The following is a 20,533-nucleotide window of genomic DNA, read 5'->3' on the forward strand; positions in this document are numbered from 1 at the left end:
TAATTTAATTAATTACTCTTACAATTGAAAAAGCTTCAGCGAATTCTTTACCTGCTACGATACCCCAACGTTGAGCCTGAATTTTTAGAGCCTCAGGAGATCTTGGATGAGGGTATTTTCTTTTTTCAAATTCATAGCTTTCCATCCCTTTTATTTTGGCTTGCAGATTACTCTCTGAGACTTCGATGAAGAAATTAGGAATAAAGTGTTTTGGATCTGTAGCTGCTCTCCATTCTGTACCAGAAGGTGTTTCAAACGAAATCAGCGTATGAACATTTTCTTCTTTAAGAGGTCTTATTGCCGTTAAAACTGCTTCAAAGGTTTTTTGATGATCAATGTTTACATCTCCTAGATGATGAGTAAATATAACTTCCGGTTGAAAATCCATTTTTTCTTTTTCTACCACCTTAATTATATCCAATAAAGCCACCGTATCAAACCGATTGTCGGGAAAATCATAAACCCCTACTGATGCGTAACCTATGACGGAACGGGCACTCTCGATATTATCTCTATGAATTTTCAATTCTTCCGACCACTTCTCAGTATCTCTATTATCCGATCTCGAGGTAATACCCTCTCCCAAAATAACCGCTCTAACTTTACAACCATATTCATGAATTAGCTTATGCATGGTTGCTCCAACACCTAATAATTCGTCATCTGGATGAGCGACAAAAACTAATATTCTTTTATTTCTTAATGATTCTAACATCTGCTATAATTTCTTTTTTGGATTGTAATGAAGCTCGTGAAAATTCAAAGCGAAAATGTTCAGATTCGATATATGCAAGAGGATATCCATCGCAATCAAGCATCCTTATATGATCATAAATTTCTAAAACCTGTTGGAGATCCGCCATATTCCCGTCTTTGGGTTTACGCCGCTTGAATTCCACTATTTCACCATCTTGCTTTATTGGACTTAAATCATTCTCTATAATTTCACCAATCATTTTTTCCACAATAGTGGTAGTTCTTATAAAAATTTCCTGAGCGGTACCTAATAATTGTAAATCCTTTTTCAAATATATAGGACCTGTATCAAGTCCTTCTTCAACTTTCAAAGCAGAAATCTTTGTATGGGTATGCCCTCTAACTATTAAGTTCTGAAGAGGACTTCCGCCTCTGCCATATGGAAGATCTGTCATATGGAAAACTACACACTCAAAATTTTCAAAAATCTTAGCCGGAATGATATATGACCAATGCGGTATAAATATTTTTTCAGGTTCTAATTTCTTTAACTCTTCGTAGGAAAAGTCATTTCTCTCTTTAATTAAAGTCCATTTAAATTCCGGAAAATTGTTTTTTAGTTTAAAATAAATTTCTTCATGCCAAACTTTTTCAGAAAGAACAATGTAATTTTTCATTTGTAAAGGAATTCAATTATTTCATCATTTTTTTTGTCCATCTCAAATCCCAACTTTTCAAAAACCTTACAGGATGCAATATTTTTTCGTTGTACCACCGCCCTCTTCACACCTGATACACTACTTAAACTTAATTCAACCATTCTTTTACCGAAACCCAAGCCTCTATATTCTTTATCAATTGAATAATCTATGTCCCAAATTCCATTGGTATTTTTATCGTATCGAATTTGTCCAACAGGTAAATTATCATTTTCAAAGATAAAAATTTCACAACGTGAACTATTAAGTTTATTATTAAACCATAATTTATGCTCCTCCCATTTTATTTTTTGACTATCTAATGAGTTCTTTCGGACTTCTTCGTCATTCACCCATTTGAATAACAAAGTGCAATCCTGATCATTTATCGACCTTAAGTTTTGTAACATTTATCTAATGAGCAATTTATTTAATCTCCTTTAAAAAAAAAGCAACAGCTTTTCCCTCTATCACAATATCTTTTTCATCGTTCTCCACCCAGGTCCTCAATGTTATTATAGGTTTATCCTCTCTGATATGAATCACTTCCACCCATGCAGTTACTTTTTGGTCTATAAACACAGGTTGTTTAAACGATGTCTCCTGGCTCAAATAGATGGTTCCTGGCCCTGGAAGTTTGCTGCCCAGTATTCCCCCAACAAGAGAAATCACCATAGGCCCCTGCACAATTCTCTGCCCAAATCTACTTTTTGAGGCATAATTTTCATCAAAGTGTATTGGGTTCTCATCCCCAGAGGTAGATGAAAAACTCAAAACATCATGTTCTGAAAATCTTTTAGATAAAGAGGCTCTGTCCCCGACTTTAAATTCCATATTAATATTTTTTACTCATATCATACCGTTTGATAAATTTTGCGGTAGATCTCATCTTTAATATCCCTCCATTCATCTTTTAAAAGGCCAATAGTTATTACGTCTACAAATTCACCATTTTTTTTAACATGTTGTTTTAGAAGCCCTTCTTTTTTAAAACCAAACTTGGAATGCATTTCAAGAACTCTAATATTAAAACTGAGCACTTCTCCGCACAGTTTATTCAATTTTAAGTCTTCAAATACATAATTAAGCAGGTTAAATTCTACTTTTTTACCAATTCCTTCACCCCTTATTGAAGTATCTCCAAGATAAAAACCCCAAAAACATTTACTATTATATGTATCAATATCAATAATATATACCAATCCAAGTTTTCTTCCCTGATACTCAATTATCCAGTACCTACTATTTTTTTCTAGAGATATCTTTTTAAACCAACTCTCTTGCTGGTCTGAGGATATTAGATTATCAGTATACATATATTTACTTACCTCAGAGGAATTTCTCCACGTTCTGATTGTTTCAAGGTCGTCTTCATTTATTTCAATAAAATTTACATCATTCATTGACCAATTTTTTAAATTTTTTTAAATTGTTCTTAGCAGCATTTCTTAATTCCTTACGAAATGGTATTTCTTCTATTTTAATTTTATTGTTTTGGATGTCTGCTATGACAGTACTCAATTCTTTTCCATCGAATTTATTAGCATCAAACGACGGCAACAAATCTCTATACTTGAAATAATTAAATAATCTTTGTTGATTTTCGGCATAATAACAAATTAACGGAATCGCGCCTCCTGCAAGAACTTCAAGTAATATACCGCTGGAAGGTATAATGGCGAGATCTGCTTTCTTAATTTCAGAAAGCATTTCATTCTCATTCAATGAAGATGAAATTTTAATTTTAGGGTTCTTTTTTTCTATATCGTTCAATGATTCATGGTGAGTATAAGCAGAGCCTAATATTACCGAGATTCTTTCCATCATATCATTTTCAGCTACTATTTCCAAAACAGATTTTGTGAGATTTTTAAAATCTGAACCCCCAAAGCAAATTAATACATGCTTGATTTCATCGATTTTTTTATTATCCTTGGTAGCCTCGAGAAAAGCTGGTCGTAGCAAGGCATACCCGGGGCCTAATGCAAATTTCGTGTATGGCTGTGCTAGATAATCTTTTGGAGAAATACCTGGTGAATGATTGATTATTAAATCTGCAAAAAATACTTTGTCATGCAGGTCATCTATACAAACCAATTTACTTCCAATTTCTTTTACTCTCTTTTGATAAGTAGAATCTAATTCGTAGTGATCTAGCACTACAATTTCATCACCGTTCAGAAAATTGAAAAATTCTTCTTCTTCTGAAATTCTTGACACTGAAAATCCTTCAACTACGAAAGTGGTCTCGATAATTTTTGGAATGGATCTCGTAACGAAATGTATATTAAAAGAGCCTTTGAGCATTTTGGCCAATGCAAAGCACCTGATAATGTGACCTAAGCCAATTTCCGGACTTCCATCTGCTCTTATATATATTTTATCTTTCATTCAGATTCAAAAAATATTCTGCCATTTCCAAATCCTCATACTCATCTATATCAATTGCTTTTTTCCAATGCATGGGATAGAAGCTGTATTCCGGACCATAAAAACTATTTGTTTCAAAAAGACTATCTCGATTAGCAATCCAAATCGCCCCGGTAGGACAATAAAGGTCTGGCTGATCCTGTGATCTTTTTATTCTTTCTTCGCTATCAAATATGGGGGTTGCAATATTATTTGCATCCAAATTATGAGCCCACCATGGATTCATCCATCCATACTTAAAACAACTGATCTGATATTCCTTGCCTTTCTTAATGAAAATTTCAATTGCCTCATCTATGTCCGCACTATCTCTTAAAGGGCAATTCGCCATTAATTGAACTACAATTTCTGGTTTTCCATAACTTCCTTCTTCCCACTGGCTCACCGCCCTAATAGTTGCAAGGCTTATAGGAGAGTGATCATCTGAATTAGAATCTCGTAAAAACGGCACATCGGCACCATATTTCTTTGCTACTTCAGCGATTTCTACATCGTCTGTACTTACGAGTACACGATCAATATATTTAGATTTCAGGGCCGCTTCTATAGTCCAGGCAATCATTGGTTTGCCGCCAATGTCTATAATATTCTTTTTAGGTATTCTTTTAGAACCTCCCCTTGCCGGTATTACAGCAATAATTCTTCTATTTACCAAATTGTCCATCCTCCGTCAACTTTTATATTTTGCCCGGTCATATTATTGGAATTATCAGAAACCAAAAAATCAACAGGTCCTATTACATCTTCCTCCTCCAGCATCTTTTGCTGTGGTGTTAAATTTTTGTAGCGGCTTTCAAAATCCTTATCCGTCCTACCTTTTATCCCTCCAAAACTAACACAATTAACCCTAATTTCGGGAGCTAAACGAACTGCCAATTCTTTGGTTAGGTGAATTTGGGCTGCTTTAGAAACCCCGTAATGCACAGCAGATGATTCTTCAAAATTATCATACAAGGATGGGGTGGGAGCAACTACGCCATACATGGACGATATAAAAATTATATTCTCAATTTTATGAGACGCATTATTAATCAATTCCATAGATAGCCGATATGGAAAAACAACATCCATAAATAATTCTCCGGAAAAATTTTCCGCAGAAATAGTTTTATCGTTTTCTAATTTTAAGAACCTAAGTGATCGGGCATTATGGATGACATGTGTTAAGACTATTTTGTTGGATTGAATAAATGTTCTAATTAAATTTAAAGCGCTGTTCTCTGAAAAGTCAACTTCAATCACTTTAAAATTCTCGAGGTTATATCCCGATAATTCTGAATGTTTTTTATCTAAAAAACGTTCTCGGTTAGTAGATGTAGTGATCACCTTGTACCCATTGCCCAAAAAATGCCTGACAAGTTGAAAACCTACTTTACCACTCCCCCCCGTAATTAAAATATTTTTCATCTTTTACCTTTTTCTAAAATTTGAATTATTTCGAGTGTCTCCTCCCTGTTGATATTACTCTCAATTCCATTTACTAAGTTCACAAATTTCTTAAGCGAACTTTTAAAACATGCATAAGAGTCCCTAAAATCTTTTTCTATCACACCCTTTAAGCCATAAAATGACAATTTTATAGGAATTGGTATATTACCGGTAACTTTAATATACGCAGTAGTATTTTTCCATTCAATCATACAACTGGAAAGATGTTGATTATGGATACTCTTAACATTAAGTAGTTCGCCTCTTTCAGGCAGACGGGAAACAATCGGTTCTATTAAATGTATAGCGTAGGTATCCCATTTTTTTGGTATAGCTGCTTCTACATGAACTATTTCTCCAATACTGTCCTTTTCCTGGTCTGTCAAATTTAGTTCCTCAGCAAAGCGAATAGAAGAACAGGAAAAAACCTGATCTTCAAACTGCTGTACATCTAAAATTTTGTTAGCTTCAAATACAGATAAAGCCAAAGGCTTATCAATGAAAATAGGAATTCCGGATTTCAAAAATGGCAAAGCCATTTTATAGTGATTTTCGGCATCATCCCTGGCTAATAGAACAGCATCTACTTCCCCGACCATATCCTCAAGATTTTCTACTACAATTTCAATTTTCGCAGCTGCCGCAATATGTTTTGAAGTGGCTATATCCTGAGTCCAAATATGGGTGACTTTACCGAAGTTCCCCAAACTAGCTTCTGGAAATTTTTGTTTCGCTAAATATTCAGGAATTGCAGGAAAAGGGCAATCCTCCATTTTTTCTTTATCAAAGCCATTAAATATGGCGCTCCAGGAATAAGGATGCCCATTCCCATCGCTCATACCAACAACGCCTATTTTTAGTTTTTTGGCCATCGGGATGGAATTAAAATATTATCATTTATTTTATATTGTAACTCTGGAAGTTGTGAAGCTAATTCCAAGTTTGTTAGATTTTCAATTAACTGCTTATTAGTCTCAACACCAATGATAATTTTATCTATAAATGGTTGTTGCACGGCAAATTTTAAGAGAGCTCCATTTAAAAATTCTTTTTTTTGTAACTGGCTTAAGGGCCGCTTTACTTCATCAAAAAAATTGTCTAACTTATTTGGATTCATGAAAAATAAGCCTTGTAAAAAAGCTGATCGCGTATGAATTTCGCAACCTTCTTTTTTAAGATCTTTTAAAAGAATTTCAAATCTCCTGTCAAAATAATTATACGGAACCTGAACAAGATCTGGTATAAAGCCTTTATCAATTAGGAGTACCAGCTCCTTTGGTTCGTTTAAAGAGAACCCAATTTTATCCACTTTAGATTTACTTTTGAATTCCAATAATTCATCCCATTGTGAAGGGTTTTCCAAGAAATCCATTGGGCGGTGAGCAAGGTACCCATGTAACTTTTCAAGTCCGAGTTTTTCTAAGCTTGTCTCGAGTTGTATGGAAATAGATTCCATACTGGCTGGCATAAATTTGGATACCATTTGAAATGGAGATAAATCATTTTGACCCAAAACATTTTCGGAATTTCCATAAGCACTCGCCGAATCCAAAACTTCTATATTATAAGCTTTAGCTGTATTTAAAATCTCTTTGACTTCCATAGAGCTGGTTTGTCCGGTTTTATTAGAAATACCATAAGGAAGTCCAAACTGAACTGTTCCTAAACCTAGCTTTTTAATCAACTTCATAAAAATTGTTAATGTGATCTATCACAAAATCCTGTTCATTCTTTTCCAGAGTTGGATACATAGGTAAACTTATACAATTACGATAATACTCTTCCGATTGTGCCAAATCTCCTTCTCGCCAACCCAGTTCACGATAGTAAGGCATTAAATGACATGGGATATAGTGAATCTGCGCAAAAATCTTATTTTCCCGCAAGTAATTATATAAGCCCAGCCTATCATCTACTTCGAGCACGTACAAATGATATGCATGTCCCTCAATAACTCCAGACTGCCCCTTCGCAAATTTTTTGTCAGCAAAGGCTTGATCATATCTTGCAGCGAGCATTCTTCGTTTCTCAAGTCCCTCGTCAGCTCTTTTTAATTGGCTAGTTCCCAAAGCTGCCTGAAAATCTGTTAATCTATAATTATATCCCAATTCCTGCATTTCCATATACCAATTTGGAAATGTACTATTCCCGGAAGCCCCTCCTGCGAATTCTATAGAATTCTCAAAAATTTCTTCACTTTTGGTAATCCCGTGGGTTCGTAATTTCAGAAGTTTCTCATAGAGCTTTTTGTCATTGGTGGTAATCATGCCGCCTTCTCCGCATGCAATATGTTTTACAGGATGAAATGAAAAAATAGCTAAATCTGCAAATTGCCCATTACCACATAATTGTTTATTGCCATTAGAATCTACAAAGTATCCTCCAGGTGCATGACATGAATCTTCAATAATCCATAAATTATATTCTTCAGCAAGATTTCTAAATTCTTCTAGATTTACCGCTCTACCCGCGAAGTCTACAGGTATTAGACCTTTATAAGTTCCCTTCGGGGCACTTTCTAATAAATCTCTCACTTTATCAATATCTAATAGATAAGTCTCTGGGTTTATATCTGCAAATACCACCTCTCCTCCACAATATCTTATGCAATTTGCCGAAGCAGCGAATGTTATTGGTGTAGTTATAACTTTATCCCCTGATTGTATATTTAAAGACATCGCACAAAGGTGAAGTGCTGCAGTACCATTGGAGACCGCTACCGCATATCTGCTGTCTACATAAGCAGCAAAAGATTCCTCAAATTCTGCTATTTTTGGACCTTGAGTAAGATAATCTGATTTCAGAGTTTCAATTACAACTTCAATATCTTCTTCTGTGATATTTTGGCGGCCGTATGGAATTGGTTGATTCATATTATACTTCAAATGTTGGGTCTACATGTTCTTTTATTAAATCTCTGAGATCCTCTACGGATTCCCATTCATCATTTTCTCCCGAATTATATTGAAAACCTGGTGCTACTTTCTTCGCATTGAATTTCTCGATAAAATCCTCTAATTTCCACTTATGAGTAGCCGGAAGAATTGTGTAATATTTACCTAAATCATATGTGTAATAAGAATCGGAATCGGTTATCATTTCTTCGTGAATTTTCTCTCCCGGACGAATACCTACAACCGGTTTATCACAATCTGGACCTATAGCTTCGGCAATATCAGTAATTTTATAAGAAGGAATTTTCGGAACAAAAATTTCACCACCCCAGGCATGTTCCAATGCATGCATTACCATATCCACTCCACCCTGAAGTGAAATATTGAATCTGGTCATTGTAGGATCAGTAATTGGTAATACACCCTCATTTCTTTTTTTGAGAAAAAACGGGATTACTGAACCATTAGATCCCATTACATTACCATATCGTACAACTGAAAATTTAATGGGATTCCAGCCTGTTATATTATTGGCAGCTACAAACAATTTATCTGAAGCTAATTTAGTAGCACCATATAAATTAATAGGTGCCGCAGCTTTATCTGTTGAAAGTGCTACTACACGTTCGACACTGGTTTCCAGAGATGCATTGATTATGTTTTCAGCTCCCATAATATTTGTCTTAACACATTCCATAGGATTGTATTCAGCTATGGGCACATGTTTCATAGCAGCTGCATGAATCACATAATCAATACCTTTTAAAGCCCTATTAACCCTGGCTTCATCTCTAACATCACCTATAAAAAATCTTATTTGCGGATACTTTTCAACAGGATAATCCTGTGCCATCTCAAATTGTTTTTGTTCATCGCGAGAAAAAATAACTAGCTTTTTGAGATTCGAATGTTTGCCAAGAATATGAGCGGTTAAGGCTTTTCCTAAGGATCCTGTTCCGCCGGTTATTAAAATAGATTTACCAGTTAAATCAAACATATTTTTAATTATTTTTTAAACTTCAAAAGTAAAGAGATTAAAACGGTTATAAGTTATCTAGGTTTTTTTTTAATTAATTTTAACAGTGACAATATCCTGTAACCAAACAACCTATTTGACCAATACATTAAGAAACTAGCATGGGAATAAAGGAAAAATTATATTTAAATTTAATGCCATTAAGGTTTTTTGAAATTAATTTAAAATAAGCATTTAAATTTCTTGCAGTTCAACCAATTTCTTGAAATAAGGAGATTCGTCAATTAGATTGGAAAATGTATTTACATTTGATATTTTCCCTTTCTTCATTACTACGATTCGATCTGCATTTTTAATTGTCGCTATTCTATGAGCTACGATTAAAATAGTATAGTCTCCTTTAAGTTCATCAATATTTTCCTGAATAGCTTTTTCAGTTTCTGAATCTAATGCTGAAGTAGCTTCATCCAATATTAAAATTTCAACATTCTTGTATAATTCACGAGCGATTGAAATTCTTTGACGTTGCCCACCACTAAGATTAACCCCGTTATTTTCCAATATAGTATTCTCCCCATCTGGAAGTTCGTTAATAAAATTTAGGATAGATGCTTGTTTTACAGCCAGCCAAAAACGTTCTTTATTAGACTTATTATCATCATCCCAAAAGCTAATATTGTTAAAGACAGTATCATTGAAGATTACAGGATCCTGGGTAATATATCCAACTTTTTTCTGGATACTTCGATTATCAATTTTTTCCATGTCTTCACCATTAAGGATATATTTCCCACTATCTATAGGCAGCAATCCTGCGATTATATTGACCAGCGTTGTTTTCCCGCTACCGCTTTCTCCTACAAAAGCAATACTTTCATGCTTTTTTATGTTTAATGAGATATCCCTTAAAATGGGAGTGTTTTTATAGTGAAAATCTACATTAGACAATTCCATTTTCTCAATGGGTGGCTCAAGCTTGAGTGCTCCTCTCCTTTCTTTGTTTCCTTTAAGTTCTTCTCCAAATGCTGTCATATTTTCCAGGGATCCTGAAACGGCTAAAAACTTGTTCCACCTTGTCTGCATTTGCATCAAATTGGTTAATGCTCTGTAAAAAAATATTAAACTAATTAAAATAGGCCCAAGATCTGATCCAAAAAAAGAGGTTTGAATGTAAATTACAGTAACTAAGACGAATATTAAAATCGGCTCTTTTCCGGCAAATAACAATGCATCCAATTTTCCAATCTGCTTATTACTCTTTTTAATTTTATTTACAGACTCTCTCAATTTATTACCATAAGATTCCAGAGAACCTGTAGCCTTCAAATATTTATAGTTCGCTACATTCTGGATCACCAGGCTCTGAAATACATTATTTTCACCGGTAAGGGTCCTGGAAATATTTTTTGTGTTCTTATATAAGGATTTATATAGAAAATTAGTTAAAACACCTCCTACCGTAACCAAAATCGCAAATTGGGAATCAATTCTAAAAGCAAAGGCCATGTATACAAACACTAAAACTCCAAACTCCAAAGCCTTAAAATAATTGAAATAGGAAGCTGCTACTCTGTCTACTTCTCCAGTCAAAGTATTCTGGATTCTACCAACATCAGACATTACAAAATATTTGTAACGTAAGTTATTCAACCAAGTAATATTATTTAATCTTAGATTTTTTATAAACCATTCTCGAACATTTACTGAATAAATACCAGAAGCATACTGAACCAAACCTTTCGCCAAAAAGAAAATTGCCATAAAAGCTAGTATAGAAACCAGATTTAGATCAAAACCAATATCGTTGATAAAATCAACTATGAATTGTAGTTTTCCTAAAGCTTCAGGATCTACTTCAGAAGAATTATTAACCATTTGAAGCAGAGGAAGGAACATAGTCAAACCAAAACCATCTAAAATACCTACGAATATGCTTAGCCCAACTAAGATAAAAACCCTATATCCCAAATAGGAATAAAAATATGCGAAACTGGTAAAATACTTCCTAATAATTTTTTTTATCAAAACCACTTTATTTAATCATTTTATAAACCGTATCTGCATCATATAAGATTTGAGAAAGCATATTAACAGTCTAATAATACTGTCCTGAAACTGGATCCACTTTTTTTCCTAGCTTTCGCTGAATCCCATCTTTAGTACCACGAAAAAACATTTTCAACTTTTCATTTTTGTTATTTTCCTTTAAAAGGATACTACCCAATAGCTTCATCCAACTTTTTACCAGTTTTAATGATCTTCTCATGGTTATCTCCCTCTCAAACAAACGCATATATAGCATATTTCTGGTTTCGTAATAAAATTTCCAAGGAGGCCGATGATTTGTTTCTCGCTTAGTAAAATGTACTCCTTTAGCAGCAGATACCCACTTAGCTTTGTATTTATACTGGCCTCTTATTCTATGTAAAAGATATTCAGAATCCTCAGTCCAGAAGAATAATTCTTTCATGGGATAGCCTACTTTTTTTATTATTGAAATTGGAATAAGGACTCCCCACCATCCAGGATCTCTTCTGGATATAAAATCTTTTTCTCTTATATAAGGAAAAACCATGGTATTAGTATCTACTGAAGTAACTAAAGTTTCGAGACATGATTTAAATGGAAAAAAATCATCATCCATCAACCATACATATTTCACATCAGATTTTTCTGTGAAATATTTAATACCCTCGTAAAATCCACCTGCAGGCCCCATATTTTCTGTCAATAGTAACTTACTGACCTTACTCAGCGAATCTAAATAATCTCTAGTACCATCTGTTGAGTTATTGTCCACTACAAGAACTTCCGTATTATTAAAAGTTTGTGCCAGCACCTTACATAAGGTGATCTTAAGCAGATTCAAACGATTGTAGGTTACAATGACAACTCCAACATCCGGTTTCATAATTTTGTTTATATTGATTCCAATCGTAGATTAGTAAAAGAATTATACAAAAGATATTAGTAAAGGAAATAAGACTTTACCAATTTTTTATTCTCTAGAAGTGCATTATAAAAATCTTTTCGGCCTAATAAGGATTTCCATGTATAATGAAAAATAATTTTCAGTCCATAATTTTTGATAATATTTTTTTTAGTTGGAAAATTTTCTATCATAAGAATCCTATCTTCTAACTTATTTTTTAAAGTGTTAATTCTATTCCTACCAGAAGTTGCTCCCGCTGAATGAATGTTATATTGTGCAGTCACACTCTCCAAATTATAACCTTTTCCATATCGAAGTAAACTGCACCATATAGGCCAATCTACTGTAAAGAAATCATTAAAGTTCTCCCATGGAGGCAAATCCAGGGCTGATTTTTTAACAACGGCTGAGCAAGTAGTAAATTGATTTTTTCTTAAAACCTGATCCAAGTTTATTTCCCCATATATTTTTCCTTCACTTTCTTTTCGAACCTTCGACTCATTTAAACTTTGCACTTTAGATCCACATATTGTATAATCTTCATTTTCCAATAGTAATTTCAACTGCTTTTCCAACTTGTGACTATCCGTCCAAAAATCATCACCCTCACACAGCGCTATATAATCACCCTCACATTCCTTCAAGGTTGAAAGCCAATTACCCACCATCCCTAGATTTTGATCTCGCTCAATAACTTTTATAAGATCAGGATATTTACGTTCATATTTTTTGCAAATAGCTAGTGTATTATCCGTAGACTTATCTTCTCCAATTATAATCTCGTAATCAAAGTCCAATTTCTGACCAATGGCCGATTCCAGACATTTTTCTAAAAATTTCTCGTGATTATAGGTAATAATACACGCTGAAACTTTAATCCTTTTCTTTTTCATCCTCAGGAATTAAAGATAAATTGACATAAACTTTTCTACCAGATTCAGGATCAGTATAATACATATTCTTGTAACTGCCATGGGTTAAAGCTCGAAGCCTATTTATAATATTTCTATAAGTATCAGTCTCATCCATATTTATTTCCAGCAGTTCCTTAAAATCACGCTTAGAAAAGAAATTACCGCCAGTTTCCGGTTTTTTAGTCAAATAATTACCATCGAATATTTTATCAAAATTTTCTTGTAACAATTCCATTTCAGCATTTAAAACACGATTATATAAAGTAAGAGAGGTATCCCAAGAAAATTTTTCTACAAATTTTCGAGATATAATGGGACCATTATCTAACTTTTCATCCATTTCGTGAATAGTAGCTCCTATCTGGAGATCATTGATGATAGAAAATACCTGTGGATACCACCCACGATTAACAGGATTATACCCAGGATGAATATTTATACAACGAATTCCGTTAACTAATTTAGCAGGAAAGAATTGATAGCAGTGTACTGATACAACCATATGGAAATTTTCCAAAATCCAATCAGTCTTTTGGTTGACATCTAAAATTTTATTTTGATTTTTAAAATCTATATGATCCCAAATATCAGTTGGAACATTACTATGATAAAAATCGAAATTTAAATTTGCTCTATTTTTCTTATTAATTAAAGATTGGATCTTTTCATATTGCTGAAGATTATCTATAATAACCAATATCCTTTTCATCTATCTAATGTTCAAGTTTTTCTAGAATAATTTTTGCAATGTACTCTATCTCTAATGGGGTTAAATTATAAAAAAGAGGAAGACACATTATTCTTTTAGAAATATCTTCTGATATGGGAGTAGGTTGATGATTTAAAATTTTCGAATATGTATTAACGGAAGGATAAAAATAACGTCTGGGAAAAATCTCGTTCTTATTCAAAGCCTTTTCCACCTTAAGAAGTTCTTCTTCAGATGAAAATATTACTGGAAAATAAGAATAATTGGTTTCGTTCTCTTTTATTTTTTGAAAATTCAGTTTTTCTGATTTACCTAGAAGATCTAGATACATTAAATACTTCTCTTTCCTATCTTTCAATACATCATCAAAATATTTTAAATTGGCAATCCCCAGAGCGGCGTGAATTTCTGTCATTTTTCCATTAAATCCATCCTCTACTACTTCCTTTTCTTCATTATGCCCAAAAAACCGAATTCTCTCCACCTTTTTCCTTAAGCTACTACTGGTTGTGATACAGGCCCCTCCTTCGCCAGTATTATAAAGTTTTGTAGCATGTAAACTTGTCGCAGAAATATCTCCATATTGAAGTAAACTATTTCCTTTGTAGGAACTTCCAATAGCATGTGCGGCATCATAAATCACCTTTAAATTATGTTTTTTAGCGATCTTCTCAATTTTTTCTACGTTACAGGCTGTCCCAAAAACATGGACCGGCATTATTGCTACAGTATCTTTGGTTATTAAACCTTCAATTTTTTCTTCATCTATATTTAATGTATCTGGATCAATATCACAAAAAACAGGACTACAACCTTCCCATTTGATCGCACTAATAGTAGCTACCCAAGTGAATGGCGTAGTAATAATATCGCCTTTAAGCTCTAAAGCTTTTATTGCCATTTGCAATGCTACAGTGCCATTCAGAACCAAAGTAAAATTGGGAATATTCAATTTGTTCTCTAAATCCTTTTCCAATTTTCGAACCTTTGGACCATTATGAGTTAAAATTCCCGATTTCCAAACTTCTTCTAATAAATCGGTATATTCCTCTAAGGGAGCCAAGGAAGGTTGAGTAACAAAAATTGATTTTCTTTTACTATTCATTAGACTTTGATTTAAATTCCTCTAATAGACGAGCTTGATTGATATTTTGCGAATATTCAATATTTTTATCTTTAATACCTGTTACCAACTCATAAAAATAAATCAGCATATTCCTGAAGTGATTATCAGACTCTAACTCAATTTCTCTCATGCCATCTTTATTTGTTTCTAGAATAATCTTTGGTTTGAAAGATTCTTTAGCTGTGAAAATTCTATTGGTATACATTTTACCTTTTGAACCTACAACCTCCAAATTGCACTGGTAAAAATTATCAAATCCAAAAGAAAATTGCGAAAATAACTTACCATTTTTCTGTTGCAACGTACCCCCTCCCCAAATATCTACATCAAAATTACTATTAGAATTACTCTTAGCAGAAGTAATATAAAGTTCGGGCCCCATGAGTATTTGAGATAATTTTATGGTATAGGCCCCCGCATCCAATAATGCACCCCCTCCAAGTTCTTTTTTATATCGAATATTATCTGAATCTGTAAATGGAGGGAAACAGAAGGTACTTCTAATAATTCTTATATCACCAATTACGCCATTATTAATGATTTTTTTTATTTCAGATAATTGGGAATGAAATCTAAACTGAAAATTTTCGACGAGAGCTAAATTGGATTCTTTAGCAATTTCATTAAGTTCTTTAACCTCTTCATATTCACAAGCCAAAGATTTCTCAACTAATACATGCAAACCTTTCTTTAAAGCTTTCTTTACCCAAGTGTAATGCAGTGAGTTGGGTAGAGGAATATAAACTGCATCTAGTATATTTTGTTCTAGAATTGATTCATATCCTTCGTACAAAGTGTAGGCATAAGAAGTTTCCTCCATATTTTTGGGGTGCCTTGATGCTAAACCAACAAATTCAAATTTGTCGGACAGATTCTGGATCTCGGGTATTAAAGACCGCATTGCAATATTAGCAGCACCCAAAACTCCGACTCTTATCTTCGAACTACTTTTTAACATAAATTAAAGGATAATGCAGCCATAAGACTTCTGGCCTGAATGTTTATATAATTATTATGTTTTATAAATGTTTGTAATTGGCTATATGTCATCCAGATAAAATTATCCGGAATCTCTTCGGCGAAACCGCTATCAGCAAAAACTATCATATTTCTATTTTGCTCTCGATAAAACCTACCTCCTTCTTCAGACTGCAATGTGTCAAATAAAATTTTATCTTCTGTAGCTTCAAGTACATAATTCAAATAGGGAATAGGATTTTCAGATTTCGCAGTAAATTTTTCTGTCAAAGATTGTACTGTAGGTGCCAGTTCAATTATATCAAAATTTCCACATTCTAATTTTGCCTGAACCAGAAAATGTAAAACACCATTGATGTTTTTGCAAATAAAAGCGCAGATTCCGTCCTGTGCTGGTTTAACCATTGGTTGGGTCCAATTAATAACTTCTCTATTGCTAATCTTAATTTTGGCAGCGATAATTTCGAAATACTTATGATCTATGTGATGAATGCTAGTATTGTCAATAACCCAATCATTTAAGGCAGATAAAGGAATTTTGGTTACATCTAACTCAAAATTACACTTATGATTTGTAATAAAGAGAATTACATCATTTAAAGTATTTATACCCTTAGCATCATTCGCACAGGATTTTAAAAGACCTTTATTGAATTCGTGGGAAGAAATTTCAGAAATAGAACTTACTAGACTCAGACTTTCGTATTCAAAATTACCCAATGGTATTCCCGAGATAACTGTCCTGGTGTCCATGTTAACAATATTATCTATTAGCATCAACTCTTTTATTTGAGCTAAGCTTAACCACATAAAGTTCTCTAAAACTTCGAGTTCTTCTTTTACATTGATTATAATATTTCTATTCCTTTTTTTTAGAAACCTACCACCTTGTTCTGATTGCAGTTGATCCAATAGAATATTTTCTCGGGTTGCCTTTTGAAAATATTCTAAATAAGCTGGTGCCTTTCCCTTATGTACCCTTGAATAATTACTTTTTGTTGCTTGTAATGTTGGTGATAATTGTACATAGTTGATATTACCCGGTTCAACTTTAGCTTGCATTAGGAAATGTAGAACGCCATTAAACTCTTTGGTGATAAAACCGAGGTATCCTATTTCAGGCTGATTAATTATTGGTTGATTCCATTGGTGTTTCCCCCCATAATTAGTGGTTACAGAAAGTCCATCGATGGAAAAAAATTTTCCTGAATGATGACTTAAAGAAGAATCGTTAAATCCCCAACTCTCTAATTCTGAAAAAGCAATTTGTTCAACCTCAACTTTTATAATTGAATTCTGCCTCTTAATCCACTTAAGAGCTTCTTCAGTTGTAACAATTGAATTTTCCTTTTCTAAAAGACTTTTTAAAAATATTTTGTTCAATCTTCTCTCCATCCGGATATTATTCAGAAATTACTGCAAAATAGTTTCACCCATTTCTTTTAGATATTCACCATACTTAGATTTACCATATTGCTTGTAAAGTTTGGCCAGTGAACCTTTATCAATAAACTTACTTAAATAAGCTACTTCCTCTATGCAGCCAATCATAGTACTCTGCCGATTCTGAAGCACTCTAATAAATTCTGTAGCATCATCTAAAGATTCTACGGTGCCCGTATCAAACCAACTCATACCCCTGGTCATAACTCCTACTTCAAGGGCATCATTTTGCAAATACATTTGATTAATGCTACTAATTTCCTTTTCACCGCGATCGGAGGGAGTCACCTTCTTAGCATATTCAACTACGTTGTTATCATAAAAATATAATCCAGGTACGGCATACTTTGATTTCGGGGAACTTGGCTTTTCTTCAATGCTTTTGACTTTTTTATCCTTATCAAATTCCACAACGCCATATCTTTGAGGATCCTTTACAGGGTACGCAAAAATCGAAGCACCACTGACATCTGTTTTACTTCTTAATAAGTTAACAAGACCATTCCCATGAAAAATGTTATCACCTAATGCCAAGGCTACCTTTTCATTACCAATAAACTTCTCACCTATAATAAATGCTTCAGCCAGTCCATTGGGTTCCTCCTGTACTGAATATTCAAAATTACAGCCCAAATGGGTACCATCACCCAATAACTTCTTGAACGCTTCCTGATCATTAGGAGTTGTAATAAAGAGAATATCTTTTATCCCTGCCAACATTAAGACCGATAAAGGATAATAAATCATAGGTTTATCATAGACTGGCAGTAATTGCTTACTTACAGCTATCGTAATAGGGTATAATCTAGTACCACTCCCCCCTGCTAAAATAATTCCTTTCATAGATTTTATTTATATTGTTTATTATAGTATTCCCTATATTTTCCTTTGGTTACATTATCTAACCACTCTTCATGCGATAAGTACCAATCGATCGTTTTTTCCAAGCCTTCTTCAAAAGTCACAGAAGGCTTCCATCCAAGCTCTTCATTAATTTTACTTGCATCAATAGCGTAACGTTTATCATGGCCAGGCCTGTCTTTAACGTAAGTAATTAATTTAGCAGAGTCACCATCTGTTCTATTCAATTTTCTATCCATTATTTTACAGAGCAGCTGAACCAGTTCAATATTTTTCCATTCATTAAATCCTCCAATATTGTATGTTTCTTTAATTTTTCCTTGGTGCAGTAAAAGATCAATCGCAATAGCATGATCTTTTACATAAAGCCAATCCCTTGTATAATTACCATCTCCGTATACAGGTAACGCCTTCTTTTTAACTATGTTATTAATAAATAGTGGAATCAATTTCTCTGGAAATTGATTTGGTCCATAGTTATTCGAACAGTTAGAAATAATATAAGGTAGTCCATAAGTTTCGCCATATGCTCTTACAAAATGATCTGAACTTGCTTTTGAAGCTGAATATGGAGAGTTTGGATCATAAGCTGTAGTTTCGGTAAATAATCCTGTATCTCCTAGCGTACCATATACTTCATCAGTGCTAATATGATAAAAAAGCTTATCCTTAAAATCATTTTTCCAATTTTCTAATGCAGCATTTAAAAGGTTCATGGTGCCTATAACATTTGTTTTCACAAAAATTAAAGGATCAGATATCGAACGATCAACATGTGATTCTGCTGCGAGGTGTATTACCTTAGTAAATTTATATTTCTTGAACAAATCACTAATTTCCTGAGCGTTATTGATATCAGCCTTCAAAAAAGTATAATTCCTTTCTGATTCTATGTCCTTTAAATTTTCAAGATTGCCAGCGTAAGTTAACGCATCAAGATTAAATATGCTGTATTCTGGATATTCATTAACCAGCAATCGCACTACATGTGAACCTATAAATCCTGCACCACCTGTAATTAAAATGTTCATAATGATAAATTAATTTCCTATTGCATAAAATTCGAAACCTATATCCTCTTTGGTTTTTCTTTTCAATAATCTTCTGCCATCAAATAAAAAAGCAGGTTTAAGCATTTTGTCATAAATCATTTGCCAGTTAAGATCTTTAAATTCATCCCACTCTGTTAATAAAGCTACGGCATGAGCCTCCTTTGTTGCTTCATATGGAGTATTTACCACCTTCACTTTGGTACGGTTTTCCTCGGAAGAACGAGTATTCAAGTAATCAAGGTCAGCATAAATCTGTTCTTTTTTTACTTTTGGATCATATATAACAATCTCTGCTTGTTCATTCAGTAAATAATCTGCGACATAAATCGCTGCCGATTCACGGGTGTCATTAGTATCTTTCTTAAATGCCCAACCTAGAATGGCTATTTTTTTACCTGAAACGGTATTGAATAGCGTTTGAACAATTTTATAAGCGAAACGTTTTTTTTGGTAATCGTTCATAATTATTACCTGCTCCCAATAATCGGCTACCTGGTGTAATCCAAAAGATTTCGAAATGTATACTAAGTTTAAAATATCTTTTTGAAAACAAGAACCTCCAAAACCAACTGAAGATTTTAAGAATTTTGACCCAATCCTTGTATCCATTCCTACGGCCTTAGAAACCTCATTTACATCTGCTCCCGTCTTTTCGCATAATTCACTCATAGCATTTATACTTGAAACCCTTTGAGCCAGAAATGCATTTGCCGTAAGTTTAGATAATTCAGAAGACCAGACGTTGGTAGTTAATATACGTTCCTTTGGAATCCAATGTGCATAAATATCAACTAAAGACCTCACAGCTTCTTTTCCTTTTGGAGAATCTAAATCTCCTCCTATCAAAACCCGATCTGGATTCATCAAGTCATCTACCGCCGTTCCTTCTGCAAGAAATTCAGGGTTTGATAAAATTTGATAATTTACTCCATTCCCGGTATTCTCAAGGATGTTTTTCAATGCTTCAGCCGTGCGAACTGGCAAGGTAGACTTCTCTACAACAATTTTATCGTTCTTGGCAACTTTTGCTATTTGGCGAGCACAAAGTTCAATAAATTTAAGATCGGCCGCCATTCCTTTTCCTATCCCGTATGTTTTCGTTGGAGTATTTACGGAAATAAAGATCATATCTGCCTTATCTATTGCTTCATCCACATCTGTTGAAAAAAATAGATTTCTCCCCCTAGCCTCCAATACTACCGCCGATAATCCTGGCTCATAAATTGGGATATTCTCAACATCATCATCATTCCAGGCCGCTATTCTTTCTTTATTAATATCAACCACGGTGACGTTGATTTCTGGACACTTTTGAGCAATTACAGCCATAGTAGGTCCGCCAACATAACCAGCACCGATACAACAGATATTTTTAATTTTCATTTTAATATATTCA

At 33.7% G+C, this 20,533-nt stretch carries 22 protein-coding genes; all 22 read right to left on the minus strand.

Translation table 11 applies throughout. The annotated features are described in order from the left end of the window. Nucleotides 1-4 precede the first annotated feature (4 nt). A complete protein-coding gene (locus GFO_RS09475) occupies nucleotides 5-715 on the minus strand; it encodes a PIG-L deacetylase family protein (RefSeq protein WP_011709885.1) in 711 nt (236 codons plus the stop codon). After that, nucleotides 693-1,373 carry a formyl transferase gene (locus GFO_RS09480; RefSeq protein WP_011709886.1) on the minus strand — a complete coding sequence of 227 codons (681 nt, stop codon included), beginning with the start codon at nucleotides 1,371-1,373 and terminating at the stop codon, nucleotides 693-695. The genes GFO_RS09475 and GFO_RS09480 overlap by 23 nt, the downstream gene beginning before the upstream one ends. Beyond that, complete coding sequence (locus GFO_RS09485) at nucleotides 1,370-1,804, minus strand: GNAT family N-acetyltransferase (RefSeq protein WP_011709887.1); 435 nt, start codon at nucleotides 1,802-1,804, stop codon at nucleotides 1,370-1,372. The genes GFO_RS09480 and GFO_RS09485 overlap by 4 nt, the downstream gene beginning before the upstream one ends. 16 nt (nucleotides 1,805-1,820) lie before the next feature. Continuing rightward, nucleotides 1,821-2,228 (minus strand): MaoC family dehydratase, encoded by a 408-nt coding sequence (locus GFO_RS09490; protein WP_011709888.1) that lies wholly within the window; start codon nucleotides 2,226-2,228, stop codon nucleotides 1,821-1,823. Between the two features lie 20 nt (nucleotides 2,229-2,248). Continuing rightward, entirely contained in the window at nucleotides 2,249-2,797 is a 549-nt protein-coding gene (pseH, locus tag GFO_RS09495; RefSeq protein WP_011709889.1) for a UDP-4-amino-4,6-dideoxy-N-acetyl-beta-L-altrosamine N-acetyltransferase, read from the minus strand. Beyond that, nucleotides 2,790-3,785, minus strand: a complete 996-nt coding sequence (gene pseG, locus GFO_RS09500) for a UDP-2,4-diacetamido-2,4,6-trideoxy-beta-L-altropyranose hydrolase (RefSeq protein WP_011709890.1) — start codon at nucleotides 3,783-3,785, stop codon at nucleotides 2,790-2,792. Before pseG ends, pseH begins: the two co-directional genes overlap by 8 nt. Beyond that, nucleotides 3,775-4,488 carry an acylneuraminate cytidylyltransferase family protein gene (locus tag GFO_RS09505; RefSeq protein WP_011709891.1) on the minus strand — a complete coding sequence of 238 codons (714 nt, stop codon included), beginning with the start codon at nucleotides 4,486-4,488 and terminating at the stop codon, nucleotides 3,775-3,777. Before GFO_RS09505 ends, pseG begins: the two co-directional genes overlap by 11 nt. Next, nucleotides 4,473-5,231, minus strand: coding sequence for an SDR family oxidoreductase (locus GFO_RS17275; protein ID WP_011709892.1), 759 nt, complete (start codon nucleotides 5,229-5,231; stop codon nucleotides 4,473-4,475). The genes GFO_RS09505 and GFO_RS17275 overlap by 16 nt, the downstream gene beginning before the upstream one ends. Further along, nucleotides 5,228-6,124 (minus strand): Gfo/Idh/MocA family oxidoreductase, encoded by an 897-nt coding sequence (locus GFO_RS17280; protein ID WP_011709893.1) that lies wholly within the window; start codon nucleotides 6,122-6,124, stop codon nucleotides 5,228-5,230. Before GFO_RS17280 ends, GFO_RS17275 begins: the two co-directional genes overlap by 4 nt. After that, entirely contained in the window at nucleotides 6,109-6,942 is an 834-nt protein-coding gene (locus GFO_RS09520; RefSeq protein WP_011709894.1) for an aldo/keto reductase, read from the minus strand. Before GFO_RS09520 ends, GFO_RS17280 begins: the two co-directional genes overlap by 16 nt. Continuing rightward, nucleotides 6,929-8,125 carry a UDP-4-amino-4,6-dideoxy-N-acetyl-beta-L-altrosamine transaminase gene (gene pseC, locus GFO_RS09525; RefSeq protein ID WP_011709895.1) on the minus strand — a complete coding sequence of 399 codons (1,197 nt, stop codon included), beginning with the start codon at nucleotides 8,123-8,125 and terminating at the stop codon, nucleotides 6,929-6,931. Before pseC ends, GFO_RS09520 begins: the two co-directional genes overlap by 14 nt. A gap of 1 nt (nucleotide 8,126) precedes the next feature. Continuing rightward, a complete protein-coding gene (gene pseB, locus GFO_RS09530; RefSeq protein WP_011709896.1) occupies nucleotides 8,127-9,143 on the minus strand; it encodes a UDP-N-acetylglucosamine 4,6-dehydratase (inverting) in 1,017 nt (338 codons plus the stop codon). Between the two features lie 213 nt (nucleotides 9,144-9,356). Further along, the gene (locus GFO_RS09535; RefSeq protein ID WP_011709897.1) at nucleotides 9,357-11,153 is read right to left on the minus strand and encodes an ABC transporter ATP-binding protein; all 1,797 of its coding nucleotides are present in this window, start codon (nucleotides 11,151-11,153) and stop codon (nucleotides 9,357-9,359) included. Between the two features lie 64 nt (nucleotides 11,154-11,217). Then, entirely contained in the window at nucleotides 11,218-12,033 is an 816-nt protein-coding gene (locus tag GFO_RS17285; protein ID WP_011709898.1) for a glycosyltransferase family 2 protein, read from the minus strand. Between the two features lie 56 nt (nucleotides 12,034-12,089). Next, the gene (locus GFO_RS17290; protein WP_011709899.1) at nucleotides 12,090-12,947 is read right to left on the minus strand and encodes a glycosyltransferase; all 858 of its coding nucleotides are present in this window, start codon (nucleotides 12,945-12,947) and stop codon (nucleotides 12,090-12,092) included. Continuing rightward, entirely contained in the window at nucleotides 12,928-13,677 is a 750-nt protein-coding gene (locus tag GFO_RS09550) for a dTDP-4-amino-4,6-dideoxyglucose formyltransferase (RefSeq protein ID WP_011709900.1), read from the minus strand. Before GFO_RS09550 ends, GFO_RS17290 begins: the two co-directional genes overlap by 20 nt. A 4-nt stretch (nucleotides 13,678-13,681) precedes the next feature. Further along, complete coding sequence (locus GFO_RS09555; protein ID WP_011709901.1) at nucleotides 13,682-14,782, minus strand: DegT/DnrJ/EryC1/StrS family aminotransferase; 1,101 nt, start codon at nucleotides 14,780-14,782, stop codon at nucleotides 13,682-13,684. Continuing rightward, nucleotides 14,775-15,761, minus strand: coding sequence for a Gfo/Idh/MocA family protein (locus GFO_RS09560; protein WP_011709902.1), 987 nt, complete (start codon nucleotides 15,759-15,761; stop codon nucleotides 14,775-14,777). The genes GFO_RS09555 and GFO_RS09560 overlap by 8 nt, the downstream gene beginning before the upstream one ends. Beyond that, nucleotides 15,755-17,176 (minus strand): NDP-hexose 2,3-dehydratase family protein, encoded by a 1,422-nt coding sequence (locus GFO_RS09565; protein WP_011709903.1) that lies wholly within the window; start codon nucleotides 17,174-17,176, stop codon nucleotides 15,755-15,757. The genes GFO_RS09560 and GFO_RS09565 overlap by 7 nt, the downstream gene beginning before the upstream one ends. 18 nt (nucleotides 17,177-17,194) lie before the next feature. Further along, nucleotides 17,195-18,067 (minus strand): glucose-1-phosphate thymidylyltransferase RfbA, encoded by an 873-nt coding sequence (gene rfbA, locus GFO_RS09570; protein WP_011709904.1) that lies wholly within the window; start codon nucleotides 18,065-18,067, stop codon nucleotides 17,195-17,197. Nucleotides 18,068-18,072: 5 nt separating this feature from the next. Continuing rightward, entirely contained in the window at nucleotides 18,073-19,116 is a 1,044-nt protein-coding gene (gene rfbB, locus GFO_RS09575) for a dTDP-glucose 4,6-dehydratase (RefSeq protein WP_011709905.1), read from the minus strand. A 9-nt stretch (nucleotides 19,117-19,125) separates the two neighbouring features. After that, on the minus strand, nucleotides 19,126-20,520 hold the full coding sequence (locus GFO_RS09580) for a nucleotide sugar dehydrogenase (RefSeq protein ID WP_011709906.1): 1,395 nt from the start codon (nucleotides 20,518-20,520) through the stop codon (nucleotides 19,126-19,128). Nucleotides 20,521-20,533 lie beyond the last annotated feature (13 nt).

The sequence above is a fragment of the Christiangramia forsetii KT0803 genome, from assembly GCF_000060345.1.
Lineage (GTDB): Bacteria > Bacteroidota > Bacteroidia > Flavobacteriales > Flavobacteriaceae > Christiangramia > Christiangramia forsetii.